The organism is Lactobacillus jensenii DSM 20557 (genome assembly GCF_001436455.1).
GTDB lineage: Bacteria > Bacillota > Bacilli > Lactobacillales > Lactobacillaceae > Lactobacillus > Lactobacillus jensenii.
Genome location: NZ_AYYU01000002.1, coordinates 92,651 through 109,698, shown reverse-complemented (window position 1 = coordinate 109,698; position 17,048 = coordinate 92,651). Strand labels below are relative to the sequence as shown.

Annotated in this window: 16 protein-coding genes and 1 riboswitch; all 16 genes read right to left on the bottom strand. The window is 35.7% G+C overall.

The annotated features are described in order from the left end of the window. Positions 1-7: 7 nt before the first annotated feature. The 16 genes from FC45_RS01260 to FC45_RS01185 all read right to left on the bottom strand — a co-directional run bounded on the left by FC45_RS01260 (position 8) and on the right by FC45_RS01185 (position 16,997). Positions 8-1,258: a tetratricopeptide repeat protein gene (locus FC45_RS01260; protein ID WP_006584594.1), complete on the bottom strand. Its 1,251-nt coding sequence runs from the start codon at positions 1,256-1,258 to the stop codon at positions 8-10. 113 nt (positions 1,259-1,371) lie between these two features. Further along, positions 1,372-1,647 (bottom strand): HU family DNA-binding protein, encoded by a 276-nt coding sequence (locus tag FC45_RS01255; protein WP_006584593.1) that lies wholly within the window; start codon positions 1,645-1,647, stop codon positions 1,372-1,374. Between the two features lie 219 nt (positions 1,648-1,866). Beyond that, positions 1,867-3,177: a ribosome biogenesis GTPase Der gene (gene der / locus FC45_RS01250; RefSeq protein ID WP_006584592.1), complete on the bottom strand. Its 1,311-nt coding sequence runs from the start codon at positions 3,175-3,177 to the stop codon at positions 1,867-1,869. A 77-nt stretch (positions 3,178-3,254) separates the two neighbouring features. Beyond that, positions 3,255-4,463 (bottom strand): 30S ribosomal protein S1, encoded by a 1,209-nt coding sequence (rpsA, locus tag FC45_RS01245; RefSeq protein ID WP_006584591.1) that lies wholly within the window; start codon positions 4,461-4,463, stop codon positions 3,255-3,257. A gap of 94 nt (positions 4,464-4,557) precedes the next feature. After that, positions 4,558-5,223 (bottom strand): (d)CMP kinase, encoded by a 666-nt coding sequence (cmk, locus tag FC45_RS01240; protein WP_057706311.1) that lies wholly within the window; start codon positions 5,221-5,223, stop codon positions 4,558-4,560. A gap of 44 nt (positions 5,224-5,267) precedes the next feature. Continuing rightward, entirely contained in the window at positions 5,268-5,786 is a 519-nt protein-coding gene (locus tag FC45_RS01235; protein ID WP_006588063.1) for a LysM peptidoglycan-binding domain-containing protein, read from the bottom strand. Between the two features lie 92 nt (positions 5,787-5,878). Beyond that, complete coding sequence (locus tag FC45_RS01230; RefSeq protein ID WP_006584588.1) at positions 5,879-6,451, bottom strand: ECF transporter S component; 573 nt, start codon at positions 6,449-6,451, stop codon at positions 5,879-5,881. 73 nt (positions 6,452-6,524) lie between these two features. Then, a riboswitch (FMN riboswitch) is annotated at positions 6,525-6,636 on the bottom strand. 25 nt (positions 6,637-6,661) lie between these two features. Continuing rightward, positions 6,662-7,375: a pseudouridine synthase gene (locus tag FC45_RS01225; RefSeq protein ID WP_006584587.1), complete on the bottom strand. Its 714-nt coding sequence runs from the start codon at positions 7,373-7,375 to the stop codon at positions 6,662-6,664. 10 nt (positions 7,376-7,385) lie between these two features. Continuing rightward, positions 7,386-7,976: an SMC-Scp complex subunit ScpB gene (gene scpB, locus FC45_RS01220; RefSeq protein WP_006584586.1), complete on the bottom strand. Its 591-nt coding sequence runs from the start codon at positions 7,974-7,976 to the stop codon at positions 7,386-7,388. Between the two features lie 3 nt (positions 7,977-7,979). Beyond that, the gene (locus FC45_RS01215) at positions 7,980-8,708 is read right to left on the bottom strand and encodes a segregation and condensation protein A (RefSeq protein WP_006584585.1); all 729 of its coding nucleotides are present in this window, start codon (positions 8,706-8,708) and stop codon (positions 7,980-7,982) included. A gap of 2 nt (positions 8,709-8,710) precedes the next feature. Beyond that, positions 8,711-9,052 (bottom strand): hypothetical protein, encoded by a 342-nt coding sequence (locus tag FC45_RS01210; RefSeq protein WP_006584584.1) that lies wholly within the window; start codon positions 9,050-9,052, stop codon positions 8,711-8,713. A 2-nt stretch (positions 9,053-9,054) separates the two neighbouring features. Then, complete coding sequence (xerD, locus tag FC45_RS01205) at positions 9,055-9,957, bottom strand: site-specific tyrosine recombinase XerD (protein WP_006584583.1); 903 nt, start codon at positions 9,955-9,957, stop codon at positions 9,055-9,057. After that, positions 9,944-10,822: a CvfB family protein gene (locus FC45_RS01200; protein WP_006584582.1), complete on the bottom strand. Its 879-nt coding sequence runs from the start codon at positions 10,820-10,822 to the stop codon at positions 9,944-9,946. Before FC45_RS01200 ends, xerD begins: the two co-directional genes overlap by 14 nt. A gap of 126 nt (positions 10,823-10,948) precedes the next feature. After that, positions 10,949-12,718: a pyruvate kinase gene (gene pyk, locus FC45_RS01195; protein ID WP_006584581.1), complete on the bottom strand. Its 1,770-nt coding sequence runs from the start codon at positions 12,716-12,718 to the stop codon at positions 10,949-10,951. A gap of 31 nt (positions 12,719-12,749) precedes the next feature. After that, a complete protein-coding gene (gene pfkA / locus FC45_RS01190; RefSeq protein WP_006584580.1) occupies positions 12,750-13,709 on the bottom strand; it encodes a 6-phosphofructokinase in 960 nt (319 codons plus the stop codon). A gap of 168 nt (positions 13,710-13,877) precedes the next feature. Continuing rightward, positions 13,878-16,997, bottom strand: coding sequence for a DNA polymerase III subunit alpha (locus FC45_RS01185; protein ID WP_006588064.1), 3,120 nt, complete (start codon positions 16,995-16,997; stop codon positions 13,878-13,880). Positions 16,998-17,048: the final 51 nt, after the last annotated feature.

The following is a 17,048-nucleotide window of genomic DNA, read 5'->3' as shown; positions in this document are numbered from 1 at the left end:
TTATTGGTTATACTAGTTCATCATATAAGTCTAGCATTTCCTCATCATCTGGAATTAACTTCAAATACTTTTGAAGTAAGTCTTTCAATACCCCTCGTTCTCCATCAATATTAAATAGTCGAATCATATCTTTCAAAAATTCAGCGTTATTTTGCAAGTTTGGATAAGCAAGCAAGAATTCTTTGCGTGACTCTTGATATTTTTCCAAATGATAGAGTGAAACTGCAATATTCCACCTAGCTTGTGGCTCAAGATTTTCATCATCAATCTCTTGGAACAAGTGCAAGTTTTCTTCGTCTTTTTTCAAATAAAGATATAGGTTTGATAATTGAACTCGTAAATCCATATTTTCAGGGGCAAAGGTCAAACCTTTTTTGAGCATATCAACTGCAAGTTCATATTTAGTACTATTAGCCGCTACGCGCCCGATTAAGGCGTAGAGAGTCTCATCGTATTCATTATAGGTTAAACCTGTTTGAGCCGTTTCTAGAGCCTTTTCATTATCACCATTTGCTTCATAAGCTTGTGCAAGTAATGGATAGGCATTTACATAATCATTTGCCTGCTCTAATACACCCGTCAAGTATTCAATCGCCTTTTTATAATCTTTTGTACTTAACAGAACTAAGCCAGCTTCATATCGCGTATCAATATCAATAAAGTCCTGTCCATATTGTTTGATTATTTCACTGGCTTCTTCATAGCGACCTAATTTAGCTAAACTAGCAAAAATCCTCTCGCGTAAATTAATTTCTCCAAAGTGCTTCTGTCTAGTAGCTAAATCTTGATAGTAGTGCAATGCCAATTCATTTTTACCAGTTGAATAAGCTAATTCGGCTAGTCCAAAAATAATTGCATCTTCTTTAGGAGCTAATTCATGTGCTTCTTGTAATTTAGCTTGAGCAGTTTCAAGCAAACCAAGTGATTGATAATAATCCGCTTGTACTAATAAACTTTCCAAATAGCTATCACTATTTTCATCAATACTATAAAGTAAGCTTAAAGCATCATCATCTTGACCATCATTCAATAAGATCTCGGCTAGATAAACTTTAAACAAGTCCTCTTCAGGATTCTTAGCAATCAATGCACGGTAAACATCTTTTGCCATATCACTAAAACCCATATCTGTTAAGTTCTCAGCCAAAGCTGCGAGAAGCTCACTACTGTCAGAATCAAGTGCCTTTTTTAAAAGGATATTATTTTGAGAAAAATCATGTTTTTCAATTGCATCAAGCAGTTGCTCAGAATATGACATCAATTGATCCTTCTTTCTAAGTAAATTCGCTCTTTCTATCTTAACAGCTTCAAGTAATTTAAGAAATTAAAAAAGCCTAGGAAAACCTAGACCTTTTAAAAGTTAAGTAAAAATTACTTAACAGCATCCTTAAGAGCCTTACCAGGCTTGAATGCAGGAACCTTGCTTGCAGGGATTTCGATTTCAACACCAGTTTGTGGGTTACGACCCTTACGAGCTGCACGGTTACGTACTTCGAAAGTACCAAAGCCGATTAATTGAACCTTTTCGCCCTTAGCAAGATCTTCTTGAATTGATGCAAAAATTGCGTCAACTGCTGCAGCAACATCCTTCTTAGTAAGCTTAGTCTTAGCTGCTACTTCTGCTACTAATTCTGCTTTGTTTGCCATTGTATTCACCTCCTGAGTTTGAACCTACGAGTTCAGACTTATTCTTTAAAAAGAATAAGGAAGAATGATCATGACCAATCATTGTTTCCTGCTTTTAAAAATAGCACATTAAGCCCGTCATAACAAGGTTTTTTCGAAAAATAAATGATAAATCCTTCTTTGCTAGATACAAATATTAAATTTTCTTAGTTTATTATTAAAAAGGCGCTTTAAATCCCCTTATTTTCGCTTACGTGGCAAGATTTTTATCGGAGTACCAGTAAAGTCGAAATTATCCCGAAGTTGATTAATCAAAAAGCGCTTATATGAAAAGTGCATCAATTCAGGATCGTTTACAAAGACCACAAAAGTTGGTGGCTGAACGGCTACTTGGGTCATATAGTAAACTCTTAACCGTTTGCCCTTAATTAAAGGAGAGGGAACAAGTTTAGATGCCTCAATCAACATATCATTTAAGACACTAGATTGAATTCTTTGACTTTGATTTTCAGCAACTTCTTTAATTAAATCAGGAAGTTGCTCTAAATTCTTTCCTGTTTTTGCTGATACAAAAACAATTGGAGCATAGTCCAGATATTGGAATTCTTCACGAATAACTCTTGTAAAGTCCTTAGCGGAGTTAGAATCTTTTTTAGGTAAATCCCACTTATTGACAACAATAAGCATCCCACGGCCAGCATCATGAGCAAATCCAGCAACGTGTTTATCTTGTTCACGAATGCCAGTACTTGCATCTAAAACAAGACACACCACATCTGAACGTTGAATTGCAGCTTGCGCACGTAAAACAGAATATTTTTCTGTCTTTTCGTAAACTTTTCCTCGTCTTCTAATACCAGCGGTATCAATCATTCTAAACTTAGTACCATCTTCAGCTACAAAAGGCGTATCAACAGCATCTCTTGTTGTGCCTTCTTCATTAGCAACAATAACCCGCTTTTGACCAAGCATAGCATTAATAATAGATGATTTACCCACGTTTGGGCGACCAATAACACTAAAAGCAATTTCGTCTTCATCTTTTGTATCAGCTTCAGGCGGAAAGTTTTCAACAATTGCATCAAGTAAGTCACCAATTCCAGTACCATGCGTTGATGAAATAGGAATCGGATCTCCTAAACCCAAACTATAAAAATCATAAATATCTGCCCGTTGTTCTGGGTTATCAGCCTTATTTACAGCCAATAAAACTGGCTTGCTTGAGCGATAAAGAATTCGTGCAATTCTCTCATCTAAATCAGTCAAATGCAAAGCAACGCTAGTAATCATTACAATTACATCTGCTTCTTCCATCGCAATATCTGCTTGGGCCCGAATTTCATCTTCAATTCGTCCACCTTCCCAAGTGATACCACCAGTATCAATGATATTAAATTCATGGCCTAGCCAAGAGGCTTTGGCATAATTACGGTCACGAGTTACTCCTGGTCGGTCTTCAACAATAGCTAAACGTTCATTAATAATTCGATTAAATAAAGTTGATTTTCCAACATTAGGTTGACCAACAATTGCGACAGTTGGTAGAGCCATTATTATCATCCCTTCTATATTTTCTTAATTTAAAATCCAACAAAAAAAGCCGACTATCGTCGGCTTTTTAGTCATCATTATTGACGGTCTTTCAATTGGTCACCAATGATGTCGCCAAGTGCAAAGCCGTTGTCGTTGTTGTCGCTCATGTACTTCTTAGCTACAGAATCGTTACGTGATGCGCTACGACGAGCGTTGTTTCCTTCGCCTTCAGCTGCTGGTTGAGCTTGTTTAATTGAAAGAGAAATTCTCTTTTCATCTGGGTTAATGTTCAAAACTTTAACCTTAACAGTTTCGCCAACCTTCAAAACATCGCTAGGCTTTTCAACACGCTTGTTTGAAATTTCAGAAACGTGTACTAAACCTTGGATACCATCTGCTACTTCAACAAAGGCACCAAATGAAGTCAATGACTTAACTTCACCTTCAACTACTTCGCCTTCACTTAATTCTGAAGTTGCTTGTTCAAATGGTGATGGTTCAGTTTGCTTAATTGAAAGGGAGATGCGGTGTCTGTCGTCATCGATACCGATAACTTTAACCTTAACATCTTGACCAGTCTTCAAAACATCACTAGGCTTGTCAATATGCTTGTATGAGATTTCAGAGATGTGAACTAAACCGTCAACACCACCAACATCTACAAAGGCACCAAAGTTAGTTAAACGTGAAACCTTACCTTCTACGATATCACCTGCAACAAGTTGTGAAGCAACAGTTTCAAATGCTTCTTCACGTTCTTCTTCGATTAATTCCTTGTGTGAAAGGATTAAACGATTCTTGTTAGGATCGATTTCGGTAATCTTAACCTTAATAGTCTTACCAATGTATGGCTTAAGGTCTGAAACAAAGTGGTTAGAAATTAATGATGCTGGTAAGAAACCTCTAGTACCAACGTTAACAATCAAACCACCACGTACTGAACTAGTTACAGTACCCTCGATTGCGTTACCTGCTTCGTAGTCCTTTTCAAGCTTGTCGAATGCTTCTCTTTCCTTCAAACGAGTTACTGAGAAGAAGAATTCGCCGTTTTCTTTATCGCCACCTGCTCTTCTCAATACCAAAGCCTTGAAAGTATCACCAGGCTTAACTAAGTCGTGAAGATCTGCATTGCGATCTTGTGTGAATTCACGACGAGTGATGACACCTTCAACACCTGCATTTTGAACACCAACTGCAATTTGTCCGTCTTCAACACTTAAAACTTCAACGTCTACAATGTTGCCAACTTCAACACCTTGCATTTCTTTTAAAGCATCTAAAAATTGATTACTGTTATCTGACATAAATACCTCCCAATATCATGTTTAATTTTAAATGAAAGCATGATATTTTTCCACCTTTTCGAGCTTTTTTTTCAAAATTTCTCTTTATTTTTTATTATTTTGCCATTTTAGCATTAATTTTGGCCAAAATATCATCCACTACTTCATCAATTGACATATTTGTTGTATCAACTTCAACCGCATCATCTGCCTTTTTTAACGGTGAAATTGCACGATGTGAATCTTTATAATCACGCTCAGCAATATCATGTTCGATTTTAGCCAAATCTTCATGAATTCCTTTTTCAGCATAATCAAGCAATCTTCTCTTAGCACGTGAATGAACACTTGCTACTAAAAAGATCTTTAATTCAGCATCTGGCAAAACAGTCGTACCAATATCACGACCATCCATAATCACATTGGTAGAGCCTGCCATTTCGCGCTGCAATTCTACCATCTTTTCACGAACGCCCTTTAAAGCACTAACTTGCGATACATTTTCAGTAATTTCAGGCGTTCTGATAGCTAGAGAAACATCTTCTCCAGCTACATAAACTTTTTGTTCACCAGTTTCTGATTTAAACTCAATTTTATTTTGGTTAATTGCCTCTAAAATCCGAGCTTCATCACCATAATCAATATGTTCTTTTTTTGCAATAAGAGTACATGCTCGATACATTGCACCAGTATCAATATAAATAAAGCCTAGTTTCTTAGCAATAATCTTGGCAACTGTACTTTTTCCAGCAGATGCTGGACCATCAATAGCTACTTGCATTCCAATAAAAAAGAGACCGAGGTCTCTTACCCTTTCTCTTATTTTTAGTTAAGTCTGAGTGTTTCACCAGCTCTAATGCTTGTTGCATCAGTTATGTTATTTAAACTAGCTAACGTATCAACGCTCATACCATGAGCAGCTGCAATAGAAGACAAACTATCGCCTTCTTGAATTACGTATGTGCGCACTTCTGAACTTGATGAACTAGCAACCGAACTTGTAGCAGCAACTTGCGAACTTGATGATGCTTTACTTTCAACTGAACTTGCACTAGAACTTGAACTTGACTTAGATGATTGCTTTACCATCTTAATCTTTTTACTTTTAGAACTAGTAGAACTTAAAGCAGAAGTTTTAACTTTAGCCGGTGTAACGACTTGCGAACTTGATGATTTATGATTAACCATTAAGTAAACCGGTACAGCAACCAATACAACAATTACTAACCCAATCACCCATTTAATAAAATGATGCGCCTTATTAGGTTTTGTCTGTTGAACTCGTCCTTGTTCAGGCCGCTTAAAATGTTTGTAAGGGCCGTTATTTGATGAATTGTTATTCACGTTAAACACTCTCCCAACATAATCATTGTTATTTTAGCATAATTTGGAACAAAGAAAAAAGCCCTTCTTAGGGCTCATTCAAATTAATTAAACTAAAATCTCTTTGACGCAAAGTTTTCTAATTGTGGAATGACAAACTTAATTACCAAAATTGCTAAAATCCCATTAATTATACCTTTTGCAACATTAAATGGAACAACACCATAAAGGATATAGGTTGCTGGGAAATTAAAGTTAGCAAACTTTGCATACATCGGCATCAAAAGCCAAATATTTGCTAAGCTCATTGCAACTGTTAAACAAATTGTACCAACTGCAACTGCAGCTACTTGCATTACAAACTTGTTTTCATTTTTCTTGCTAATCATATACAAAGGTACAATGTAGCAAACACTTGCTATAAAAGCAGCTAATTGTCCAACCAAAGATAAAATATTGAAACCTGATAAAGCTAAACTCAAAAAGCACTTAATAAAGGCCATGCCAATACCTGAAACTGGTCCAAACAAAAAACTACCAATTAAGATAATAACATCTGAAAAATCCATCTTTAAAAATGGAAAAAGAGGGATAATTGGGAATTCGAACTTCATTACTACAAAAGCAATTACCCCAATCATCACTGCTGCCAATGTTTTAGCTAAACTTGATCTTGATTCTGACATAATCTTTCCTCCAAAAAAGGTCTGCGCTCCAAGAGGCAGACCTTTGAGAAAGTATTATGATTTTTCTTTATCAGCCTGTCTTCTTCCATCTAGACTATACTATCGGTACCTTAAGGTTCAGCCACATAAGTGGGTTGCTGACTCAAACAGCCGGTCGGGACTTTCACCCTGCCTTGAAGACGCTTTCCTATTAATTTCAGCTTCAGTATACTACATGCTTTTTAGCTTGGCAACTTCTTCGCGTGTCAATTCACGATATTTACCAGCAGTAAGTGATTTCAATGTTAGAAAGGCATAACGTTCACGAGATAACTTATCAACTAAGTGACCAACTGCCTTAAACATTCTTTTTACTTGGTGGTAGTGGCCCTCATGAATTGTTAATTGAACAATAGAAGTTCCTTTCTCTCGATTAGTACTGATGATTTTTACCTTTGCAGGAGCTGACTTTTTACCATCAATTCTGACACCATGTTTTAAACTATGTATTTCTTCAGGAGTCAGAAAGCCTTTAATTTTAGCTACATACACCTTATCTACCATATGACGTGGGTGCATTAACTTATTAGCTAGTTCCCCATCGTTAGTAATCAAAAGTAAGCCTGATGTATCATAATCAAGTCTACCAACTGGATACAAACGATATGGGCTTTCTTCAAAAAAGTCTAAAACTGTTTTTCTACCTTTGTCATCTTTAACAGAAGAAATAACTCCTCTAGGCTTGTATAAAAGATAAGTATGCTTACTTTCCTTTTGGATTGGCAAGCCATCAACTTCAATACTAGCGCTTGATTCAACTTTAGTTCCTAACTCAGTTACAATTTTCCCATTAACTGCAACTCGACCCTCAGTAATTAGCTTTTCAGCCTTTCGGCGAGAAGCTATACCTGCTTGGGCAATCAATTTTTGCAAACGTTCTGCCATTATTATTCTCCTAATCTAAACTTTGAGGATTATTACTATCTTTTGCCTTAAAAAGATCGACTTGTCCCTTTTCATCAATACTCTCATTTTCAAAATCTTCAATTACTGGCAAGTCAGCTAAAGATTCATAACCAAAATATTGTAAGAAGTAATCAGTAGTTACATATAAGTTAGGATGACCTGGGACATCTTTTTTACCACTTGTTTTTACTAAGCCCCGCCAAATCAATGTCTGGATTGCACCAGCAGAATTTACTCCTCGAATTTCATCAATCTCAATTCTGGTAATTGGCTGACGATATGCAACAATTGCTAAAATTTCTAAAGCTGACTGACTTAGTGTTTTTGAAAGATCTTTTTGATAATACTTCTCGACAACCTCTGCAACATCATAACTTGTAGTCATTTTATAAGTATCTTTAATTAAGCTAATTTGCAAGCCAGAATTTTTATCTTCAGATAATTTTTGAGTTAATTTTTTTGCTAGTTCACGTAGAGCAGGTGCTTTAACTTCCAATAATTGACACAAATTGGATTGTTCAACACCTGTATCACCAGCTAGATATAATAAACTTTCTAATTCAGCGAGTTTAGTTGCCATTTATTAATCAATTCTTTCTATTGTCAAATCGCCATATTCACGACCTTGACTTACTCTTATTTTTTTATTTTTGCTCATTTCTAAAATAGCTAAAAAAAGTGAAATAACATCATCTAATGTTTTGATTTTTTGAATACATGAGAAAAAGCTAATCTCTGCAACTTGCAAGAACTTTTCTTCAAGCATCTTAGTCATATCACTTACAGAAGAATACTTAATCTTTACTGTTGCTGACTCAGGCTTCCTTAGCTTATATCGACGGATTAATAAAGAAAAGGTATTAGCCAATTCACTCTCACTAAGCTGCCCTAATGGTAAAGGGGAAATAGTTTTGGCTTGTCCAGCACTTGGTTCTTTAGATACAGTAACAGGAACACTGTCATTACGCTGCTTCAAATACTTAGATATTTTTTTGAAAACTGAATATTGAACCAATTGCTCAACTAACTCTTGCCTTGGGTCAATTTCAGGCTCTTGTTCTAACTCAACAAAGTCATTTTTAGGTAATAAGTACTGTGACTTGATCCTCAACAAGGTTGAAGCCATAACGAAATATTCGCCAGCTAGTTGTAAATTAAGTTCTTTCATTTTCTCTAAGTAATTAAGATATTGTCTTGTTATTTCCGCAATTGGAATATCATAAATATCAATTTCTTGTGAGCGAATTAAGTGTAATAATAAATCTAATGGTCCTTCAAAATTGGGTAATTCAACTTTTAAATTTTCTGTCATCGTTAATCCTTAAATAAGTAACTATAATTTGGAAGTGCTGTTAGTTTCTTTTTAGGAAATTCATCATGCAAGTCGTTCATTATAGCTTGTTCATATTTACGATCTCTAAATCCTGGTGCTAGTGATAAATATCTAATCAAAACAAAATGTTCTAACAATTGAATTCCAACAGTTCCAATTAAATCGGAATCTTTATCCCTAAATAAATACAAGAAGAATTCATCAGAGTTATCATCATACAAGCTCATCTCTTCCTGTAAATTCTTTAAATTTCTTAAATCTGGCAAATAAGACAAAAGCCCCATTGCAATTTTTTCATAGTCTTTTTTATATTTTACTAACATAATTATGCTCTAGGATGTGTTTTCAGATAAACATCAAAAATATGCTTTTGTGATAAATTAGTATAAATTTGCGTTGTACTAATATCACTGTGTCCTAATATTTCTTGTACCACTCTCAAATCTGCCCCATTTTCAAGAAGATGGGTAGCAAAGGTATGTCTTAAAGTATGAGGAGTAATATCTTTGTCAATTCTTGCTAATTTACTATATTTTTTTATTGACTGCCAAACAGCCTGTCTCGTTAATTGGCCAGCTCGATTATTCAAAAATAAAAAGTCGCACGCAACTCCTTTTTTTAGTAAGGCTGGATCTCTAACTTCTTTTAAGTACTTATCAACCCAATTTAAGGCAAAATCAGTTACTGGAACAAGCCGTTCTTTCGAACCTTTACCTAAAACTCTAATTATCTTTAAGTCTGTATGTAAGTCTGTTTCCTTTAAGTTAATTAACTCGCTAACCCGCATCCCAGTTGCATATAACAATTCCAAAATTGCACGATCTCGCAATCCAGTTGCTGTATTAAGATTAGGTTGAGCAAGTAATTCACTTACTTCTTTTTGAGAAAGGGCAAGTGGTAGTCTTTTTTCTTGCTTTGGGGTATCAATTTGAATTAATGGATCTACCACCAAAATATGCTGCCGTAATAAATAGCGATAAAAACGTCTTAACGTGGTAATACCACGACTAATTGTACTAGTTTTCTTACCTTCATCACGCTGTTTAGCTAAGTAAGAATCAATAACCAGTGGATCTTCTGGCCAATCAGAAATTTTCTCTTTATCCAAATATTCAACAAATTGATTTAAATCTAACTGATATGAATTAACAGTATTCTTACTTAAGCCACGTTCTAAACTACAAAATCTTAGAAAATCAGCTACTTGATCAAGATTATTCTTCTTCATTTTTATCTACCAAAGTTATCATACCAGCGTCTTTATCTTCAATAATCAAGTCTTGCTTAAGTAATCTACCAATTGCTCTCTTAAAAGCTGACTTCGAAATACCGAAATGAGTTTTAATGTCTTGTGCATCACTTTTATCATAGAAAGGTAAAGACTTAGTTGCCTCACGTCTAAGTGACATCAAAATCATTTGACTGTCTTCATCAATTTCTTCAAAAGCTCTCGGTAAGACACTTAAGTTTAAACGACCATATTTACTAATTCCCACTACTCGAGCTTTAATCTGTTCTCCTAATCGTAGAGGAGTCATCATTTGACTTTCATGAATAAATCCTAAATAAAAATCACTTGTTAAAACAAATGCGCCAACAGGACGAGTTGCATAGACAGTAACCAACAAATTTTTATTTTTCATATTTTGAGGAAACTTACTTGAAAGCTGTTCAAAAACATTTTCATCAGCTAATTTAGCCCAAATACGATCCTTATGATCCGTTTCCAAAGTAACTAAGAGTCGATCTCCAATTCTAGGCCATTTTGCTTTATCAAGAGGTAAATCATCTAAAGAAATTACCATATCTTTATCTGGTAAACCAATATCAACAAACACCCCTAAGTCACGTCTAATTTCGGTAACTTTACTCCAACCATATTGATCAGGCATCGCAAAAGGATAAAACTGAGTCATCTGCTTTTTATGATTTTTATTATCATAAATAAAGCCTTGTACAATATCACCTAATTGTGGCATTTGTTCTTGAGTAACTTCTAATTTATTAAGTTCATAAGTCACCCCATCTACTTGAACATAATATGCCTCGTCATTTTTATCGATAACTTTACCTTTTTGAATTGTCCCTAACATACGAGGCCTCCTCTCTTTATTAATATTACTTTACATAATCTAATTCTATAGTATAAAGAATTTAGACAAAAAATAAAAGTAGCCTGAAAAAATCAGACTACTTTTATTTTTTATATTAACTAGCTATTATAAGTTAGCTGCTTCACCTTGGTATACAGCACCACGACGAGCATCAATAGTAATAGTAGTGTTGTCAGCAATCTTGTCAGTTGCATCAGTAGCACCAACAACAACTGGGATACCTAATGAAAGACCAACAACAGCAGCGTGTGAAGTCAAGCCAGAAGCTTCAACTACTAAACCACTTGCCTTCTTAATTGCAGGTAAGTAATCCTTGTCAGTAGTCTTAGCAACTAAAATGTCACCGTCTTCTACTTTGTTGTTTGCTTCATCAGCACTGTTTGCTACAACAGCTTTACCAATAACTGAGCCAGTACCTACACCAAGACCCTTAACAAGCTTTGAACCGATAAGTTCAAGCTTCATTAAGTTAGTAGTACCAGATTCACCAACTGGAACACCAGCAACGATGATTACTAAGTCGCCATCCTTAACAAAGCCGTTTTCCTTAGCAAGCTTAGCAGCCTTTTCAAACATATCATCAGTTGAAGTTGGCTTTTCAGTAAGAAGTGGTTGAACACCCCAAACAATACCAAGTGAGTGTTGAATCTTTTCATCGAAAGTTAAAGCAACGATATCTGCGTTTGGACGGTACTTAGAAATCATTCTTGCAGTGTAACCTGATTGGGTTGCAGTAATGATAGTCTTAACACCTAATTCTTCAGCAGTTCTTACAACTGATTCACCGATAGCTTCAGTTACGTTTGAGCCTTGGTATTCTTCAAATCTTTGAAGTGCTAAAGTGTTACGTTCAGCAATTTGCTTTTCAGTACGTACATCAATGTCGTGCATTGCTTGTACAGATTGTACTGGGTACAAACCGTTTGCAGATTCACCTGAAAGCATAGTTGCATCAGTACCGTCTAAAACAGCGTTAGCAACGTCAGTTACTTCGGCACGAGTTGGACGTGGGTTTTCTTGCATTGAGTCAAGCATTTGAGTTGCAGTAATAACTGGCTTACCTAATGCATTTGCCTTCTTGATCAAAGTCTTTTGTACGAATGGTACGTTCATGAATGGGATTTCAACACCCATGTCACCACGAGCAACCATTAAACCATCAGAAACTTGAAGAATTGAATCAATGTTGTCGATACCTTCTTGTGATTCAATCTTAGGGAAGATCTTAACGTGGTCTTGGCCAGCGTTTTCACATAATTGACGAATGTCTAAAACATCTTGAGCCTTACGTACAAATGAAGCAGAAATGAAGTTAATACCGTGTTGTAAACCGAAGTTAATGTCATCAGTATCCTTTTCAGTGATACCTGGGAGGCGGATTTCAACACCTGGTGCGTTAACACCCTTCTTTGAACCAATTAAACCAGTGTTTTGAGCCTTGGTTACTAATTCCTTGTTTGCTTCATCCTTTTCAGTGATTAATAAGTCAACCTTACCATCATCGATTAATACGTGACCACCAACGTGAGTGTCATCGTAAAGACCTGGGTAAGTTACGTAAATCTTGTCCTTGTTACCCTTCTTGGTAGCATCCATAGAAATACGCATAGTTTCACCAGTGTGGATAGTGAACTTGCCTTCTTCTTGTTCGGTAGTTCTGATTTCAGCACCCTTGGTGTCAAGCATAATACCAACTAACTTGCCGGTCTTCTTTTCAGCTTCTCTAACCAACTTCATACGTGAAAGGTGTTCTTCGTGATCACCGTGTGAGAAGTTGAAACGGAAAACATTTGCACCTGCTTCAATTAACTTAATAATAGTTTCTAAATCGTTTGATGCAGGACCTAAAGTACTAACAATCTTAGTTTTCTTCATTTAAAAAACTCTCCTATTACAAAAACAAAATTTACCGTGACAAATCATCATTCATTGCAAGCAATGAGTAATCACCAACATGGTGTGAATCAAACAAATCAACAATGTCATGAGTACACAAGTGATTGTCTTCGATACCTACAGCTAAGCCACCTTTTCCTTCCATAAGAAGCTTAACAGCATATGAACCCATCTTACTTGCCAAGACACGGTCACTAACAGTTGGTTCACCACCACGTTGCATATGACCCAAAACTTCAGTACGAGCATCGAAGTCACCATACTTAAGAAGTTCCTTCAAGAAGTCGTCTGAAGACATTACGCCTTCTGCAACAATGACAATACCATGATCTTTACCATTAGCAAAACTCTTCTTGAGCTTATTAGCAATAGCTTCAATGCTATATGGCTTTTCTGGAACAACGATAGCATCAGCACCACTTGCCACACCAACACGCATGGCAATATCACCACAATCACGACCCATAACATTAATTACGAATACACGTTGGTGACTGCTTGCAGTATCTCTGATTTTATCAATTGCATCAGCTGCTGTAGTGCAGGCAGTATCAAAACCGATAGTTAAATCAGTGAATGGAATGTCATTGTCAATGGTACCTGGAAGACCAATAGAGTTAAATCCTCTCTTAGTCAAGGCCAAGGCACCATGGTAAGAACCATCACCACCGATAACTACTAATGCTTCAATACCATGCTTCTTCAATTGTTCAATACCACGCAATTGGCCTTCTTCTTGCGCAAACTCTGGATAACGAGCTGTGTAAAGGAAGGTACCACCACGAGTTAAGATATTGGCAACTGAATCAGATGTCATTGGGAAGATGTCACCAGCTACTAAACCAGCAAATCCGTAACGAATACCAAAAACTTCGATGCCATTAGCCATCGCAGTTCTTGCAACCGCACGAACAGCAGCGTTCATACCAGGGGCATCCCCACCACTTGTTAAAATACCAATCCGTTTCATGAATTCACCCCATCATGATTATTATGTGTAATTTCTCACATCAATTAAATACTACCATTTTTTTCACTCAAAGTCTTTAAAAAAATGGGCTAAATTAGTATTCTATTCTCTTTTTTACATTTGTTAGCGGTACCATTGCCGGTAAATTGTGATTTATTGAATTTGAATTTATTCAGTAAAATTGACAAGTTTTAAATTGGTCAACATATATTGGACTTTTCCAGCATCATATCGATCACTTTGAGTTTTAATACCAAGAAGATAAATTTGTCCTTCTTTCAAAATATCTGATATTTTACTGTAAATTCCCGGAAAAATTGTGATTTCTTGTTCACTACTTGCATCCCTAAAAGTTGAAAAAGCCATAGTATCGCCTTTTTTAGTTCTAATAAGCTTCAATTTAATTAATTTTCCAACAGCAATCCCTGTTTCATTTACCGTAAATGAATTCAAAGTTTGGGCATTGAATCTTTCAGCATATTTTTGAACAACTAAAATTGGTGTTTTAGTTGTAGAAAAGCCTAGCACTTCTTCTTCCATTGTTGCTTTTTCATTAGCGTTAGGAGCTGGAGCTTGTTCTAAACGAATTCCACCTAAACCTTCAGACAAGGTTTCATTTTGACCAGTAAATTTTATATTTTCTACAATCTCTTTGCAGTTGAGTAACAACATTTTCCGATTTTTATCAATTTTATCAAAGCAACCCGCTTTAATCATTGCTGCAATTGTTTGTTCTGAAAGAAATTTGGCATCTATTTTTCTCAGAAAATCTGCTAAAGAACTAAAATTTTTAGGTAAATTTGCAATATTTTTTAAGAAATCAACTCTTATTCCTTTGATTGCCTTAAGTCCAACCTGAATTTGGCCGTTTAGTAAACTATAGTCAGTCTGACTTTGATTAATATCTGGTGGCAAGATTTTTACACCAACTTCTTGGGCCTGGGTAATATATTCTCCTGCCTTTATTCGATTAGCACTAACTGAATTTAGTAGCGCTGTAAAAAAGGCAGCTGGATAATGAACTTTTAAGTAAGCAAGCCAAAAAGCAATTTTTGAATACGCTACTGCATGTGAACGATTAAATCCATAATTAGCAAACTGCTCAATATAGGCATATACCTTGCTAGCTGTAGCTTGCGGATGGCCGTTCTTTACTGCACCAGTAATAAATTTCTCACGTTCTTGGTCAATTAAATCTTGCTTTTTCTTCGACATAGCTCTACGCAATAAATCCGCCTCACCCAAGCTAAAACCTGCCATAATCTGAGCAGTTTGCATAACTTGCTCTTGATAAACCAAAATTCCATAAGTTGGTTTTAAAAGTTGGGCCAAAGATGAATCTGGATAAGTAATTGCTTCTTTACCCTGTTTCCGATTAATGAAATGATCGATATTTTGAATAGGGCCTGGACGATATAAAGCATTAACAGCAACAACATCTTCAAAGCTATCTGGATGCAATCTTTTTAGGACATTTTTAATTCCTTGTGATTCAAATTGGAATACAGCGTCGGTTTGTCCCTTTTGAAATAATTGTAAAGTTTTAGCATCATTAAGGGGAATCTGTTTTGGATCAAGCTTTATGCCATCTTTAGCAAGTAACTCTACTGTCTCACCTAAAATAGTTAGATTTCTCAAGCCCAAAAAGTCAATCTTCAGTAACCCTAACTCTTCAACATGGGCTTTAGTTTGTTGTGTAACTGGAATCCCTAAAGTCCCAGCTTGTAAACCAGCAATCTGAGCAATAGATTTATCACTAATTACTAGCCCAGCTGCATGAATTGAGGCATGACGTGGAATTCCTTCTAAACGCATAGCAGTTCTAAATAGCAATTTATTTAGTTCTGAAGCATTTACCAGTAGCTGAAGAGCTTTTGATTCTTGATAAGCCTGAGATAAGGTAATTTTTACTTTTGAAAATGGAATTGCATGAGTAAATTTACTTGCTTGAACTGTTGTTAAGCCAAATACACGAGCACAATCACGCAAAGCTTGTTTAGCCGCCAATGTTCCGAAGGTCAATATCTGAGCAGCATGATCCATTCCATACTTTTCAAACATATACTTAATAATTTCATCACGACGATTATCTGGAATATCAAGGTCAATATCTGGCATCTGAGCCCGAGCGGGATTTAGAAATCTTTCAAAGAGTAAATTATATTTAATTGGATCAACTTCTGTAATTGCTAAACTATATGCAACTAATGAACCTGCCGCTGAACCACGCCCAGGACCAGTAGTAATATCAACAGAATGGGCATAATTAATTACATCCCAAACAATCAGAAAGTAATCATCAAATCCCATCTGATTAATAATTTTTAATTCATAATCTAGACGTTTTTGATAAATCTCTGGGATATTTTGACCCTTAAAACGATTTTCAAGGCCTTTTTGAACTAACTGGCGTAAATATATTTTTGAGCTAGGGGCAAAGTTTTGTCTGTATCTAGGTAATTCTGGCTGCGTGAAAATAACCTCTGCTTTACATTCATCTGCTATCTTTGCAGCATTATGCAAGGCTTCAATAATCCCATTTTCATTATATGCAGCAACTAATTCACCACTTGAGCGTAAATAATGAGACCCTTTTTGTAAGGCTAAACTAGAAGTATCAACTAGTTTTTGACCTTGTTCAATAGCTCTCAATGTTTTTACCAAAAACTGATCACTAGCTTGCAAATACTGGACATCTTCAGCAGCTGCTAATGGTAAATTGAACTGCGCTGCTAAAGCCTTAACATAGTTGATATATGGCTGATTTTTGCTGGCATATACTCCTAAATATAAATCGCTAGAACTTGGAATGATTTTTTGCAATTCACGAAGGTAGTCACTACCAAGCTTTTCATTATTTTCAGATAAGTATCGCAACTCGCTAGTCACATTAGCTGGAATGATAAAAATCTGATCACTCAAATATTTGGCAACTTGCTTTAAAGTTAAAACTTTTCGCTCATCACCATTATCTGTTTTTAAGTTGATTGCACTTGATAAGCGCAACAAATTCTTATAACCCTCATTATTTTTGGCAATTGAAATTAAGTCATAGCGATGGGCTTGGTCTATCATACCATTAAGCCTGATAGTCATACCAAGTAACGGGTTCAAGTTGGCTTTTTTGGCAGCTAAGTAAAAATCAACCAAACCATACGTAACATTTATATCTGTTAAAGCTAAACTACTATACCCTTTATCTACAGCGTCTTTCACTAATTCATCAACTAAAATAGGACTTTTAAGTAGTGAAAAAGAACTTAAAGTTTGTAAACCAGAAACTTGCATCACGAGGCCCCTTTCATTTATTTTAAGTATACCAAAAACTCATATTATGTA

Coding starts and splice junctions, on each gene's coding strand:
- FC45_RS01260 (WP_006584594.1), bottom strand. CDS start 1,258: ATGTCATATTCTGAGCAACTGCTTGATGCAATTGAAAAACATGATTTT.
- FC45_RS01255 (WP_006584593.1), bottom strand. CDS start 1,647: ATGGCAAACAAAGCAGAATTAGTAGCAGAAGTAGCAGCTAAGACTAAG.
- der (WP_006584592.1), bottom strand. CDS start 3,177: ATGGCTCTACCAACTGTCGCAATTGTTGGTCAACCTAATGTTGGAAAA.
- rpsA (WP_006584591.1), bottom strand. CDS start 4,463: ATGTCAGATAACAGTAATCAATTTTTAGATGCTTTAAAAGAAATGCAA.
- cmk (WP_057706311.1), bottom strand. CDS start 5,223: ATGCAAGTAGCTATTGATGGTCCAGCATCTGCTGGAAAAAGTACAGTT.
- FC45_RS01230 (WP_006584588.1), bottom strand. CDS start 6,451: ATGTCAGAATCAAGATCAAGTTTAGCTAAAACATTGGCAGCAGTGATG.
- FC45_RS01225 (WP_006584587.1), bottom strand. CDS start 7,375: ATGGCAGAACGTTTGCAAAAATTGATTGCCCAAGCAGGTATAGCTTCT.
- scpB (WP_006584586.1), bottom strand. CDS start 7,976: ATGGCAACTAAACTCGCTGAATTAGAAAGTTTATTATATCTAGCTGGT.
- FC45_RS01215 (WP_006584585.1), bottom strand. CDS start 8,708: ATGACAGAAAATTTAAAAGTTGAATTACCCAATTTTGAAGGACCATTA.
- FC45_RS01210 (WP_006584584.1), bottom strand. CDS start 9,052: ATGTTAGTAAAATATAAAAAAGACTATGAAAAAATTGCAATGGGGCTT.
- xerD (WP_006584583.1), bottom strand. CDS start 9,957: ATGAAGAAGAATAATCTTGATCAAGTAGCTGATTTTCTAAGATTTTGT.
- FC45_RS01200 (WP_006584582.1), bottom strand. CDS start 10,822: ATGTTAGGGACAATTCAAAAAGGTAAAGTTATCGATAAAAATGACGAG.
- pyk (WP_006584581.1), bottom strand. CDS start 12,718: ATGAAGAAAACTAAGATTGTTAGTACTTTAGGTCCTGCATCAAACGAT.
- pfkA (WP_006584580.1), bottom strand. CDS start 13,709: ATGAAACGGATTGGTATTTTAACAAGTGGTGGGGATGCCCCTGGTATG.
- FC45_RS01185 (WP_006588064.1), bottom strand. CDS start 16,997: ATGCAAGTTTCTGGTTTACAAACTTTAAGTTCTTTTTCACTACTTAAA.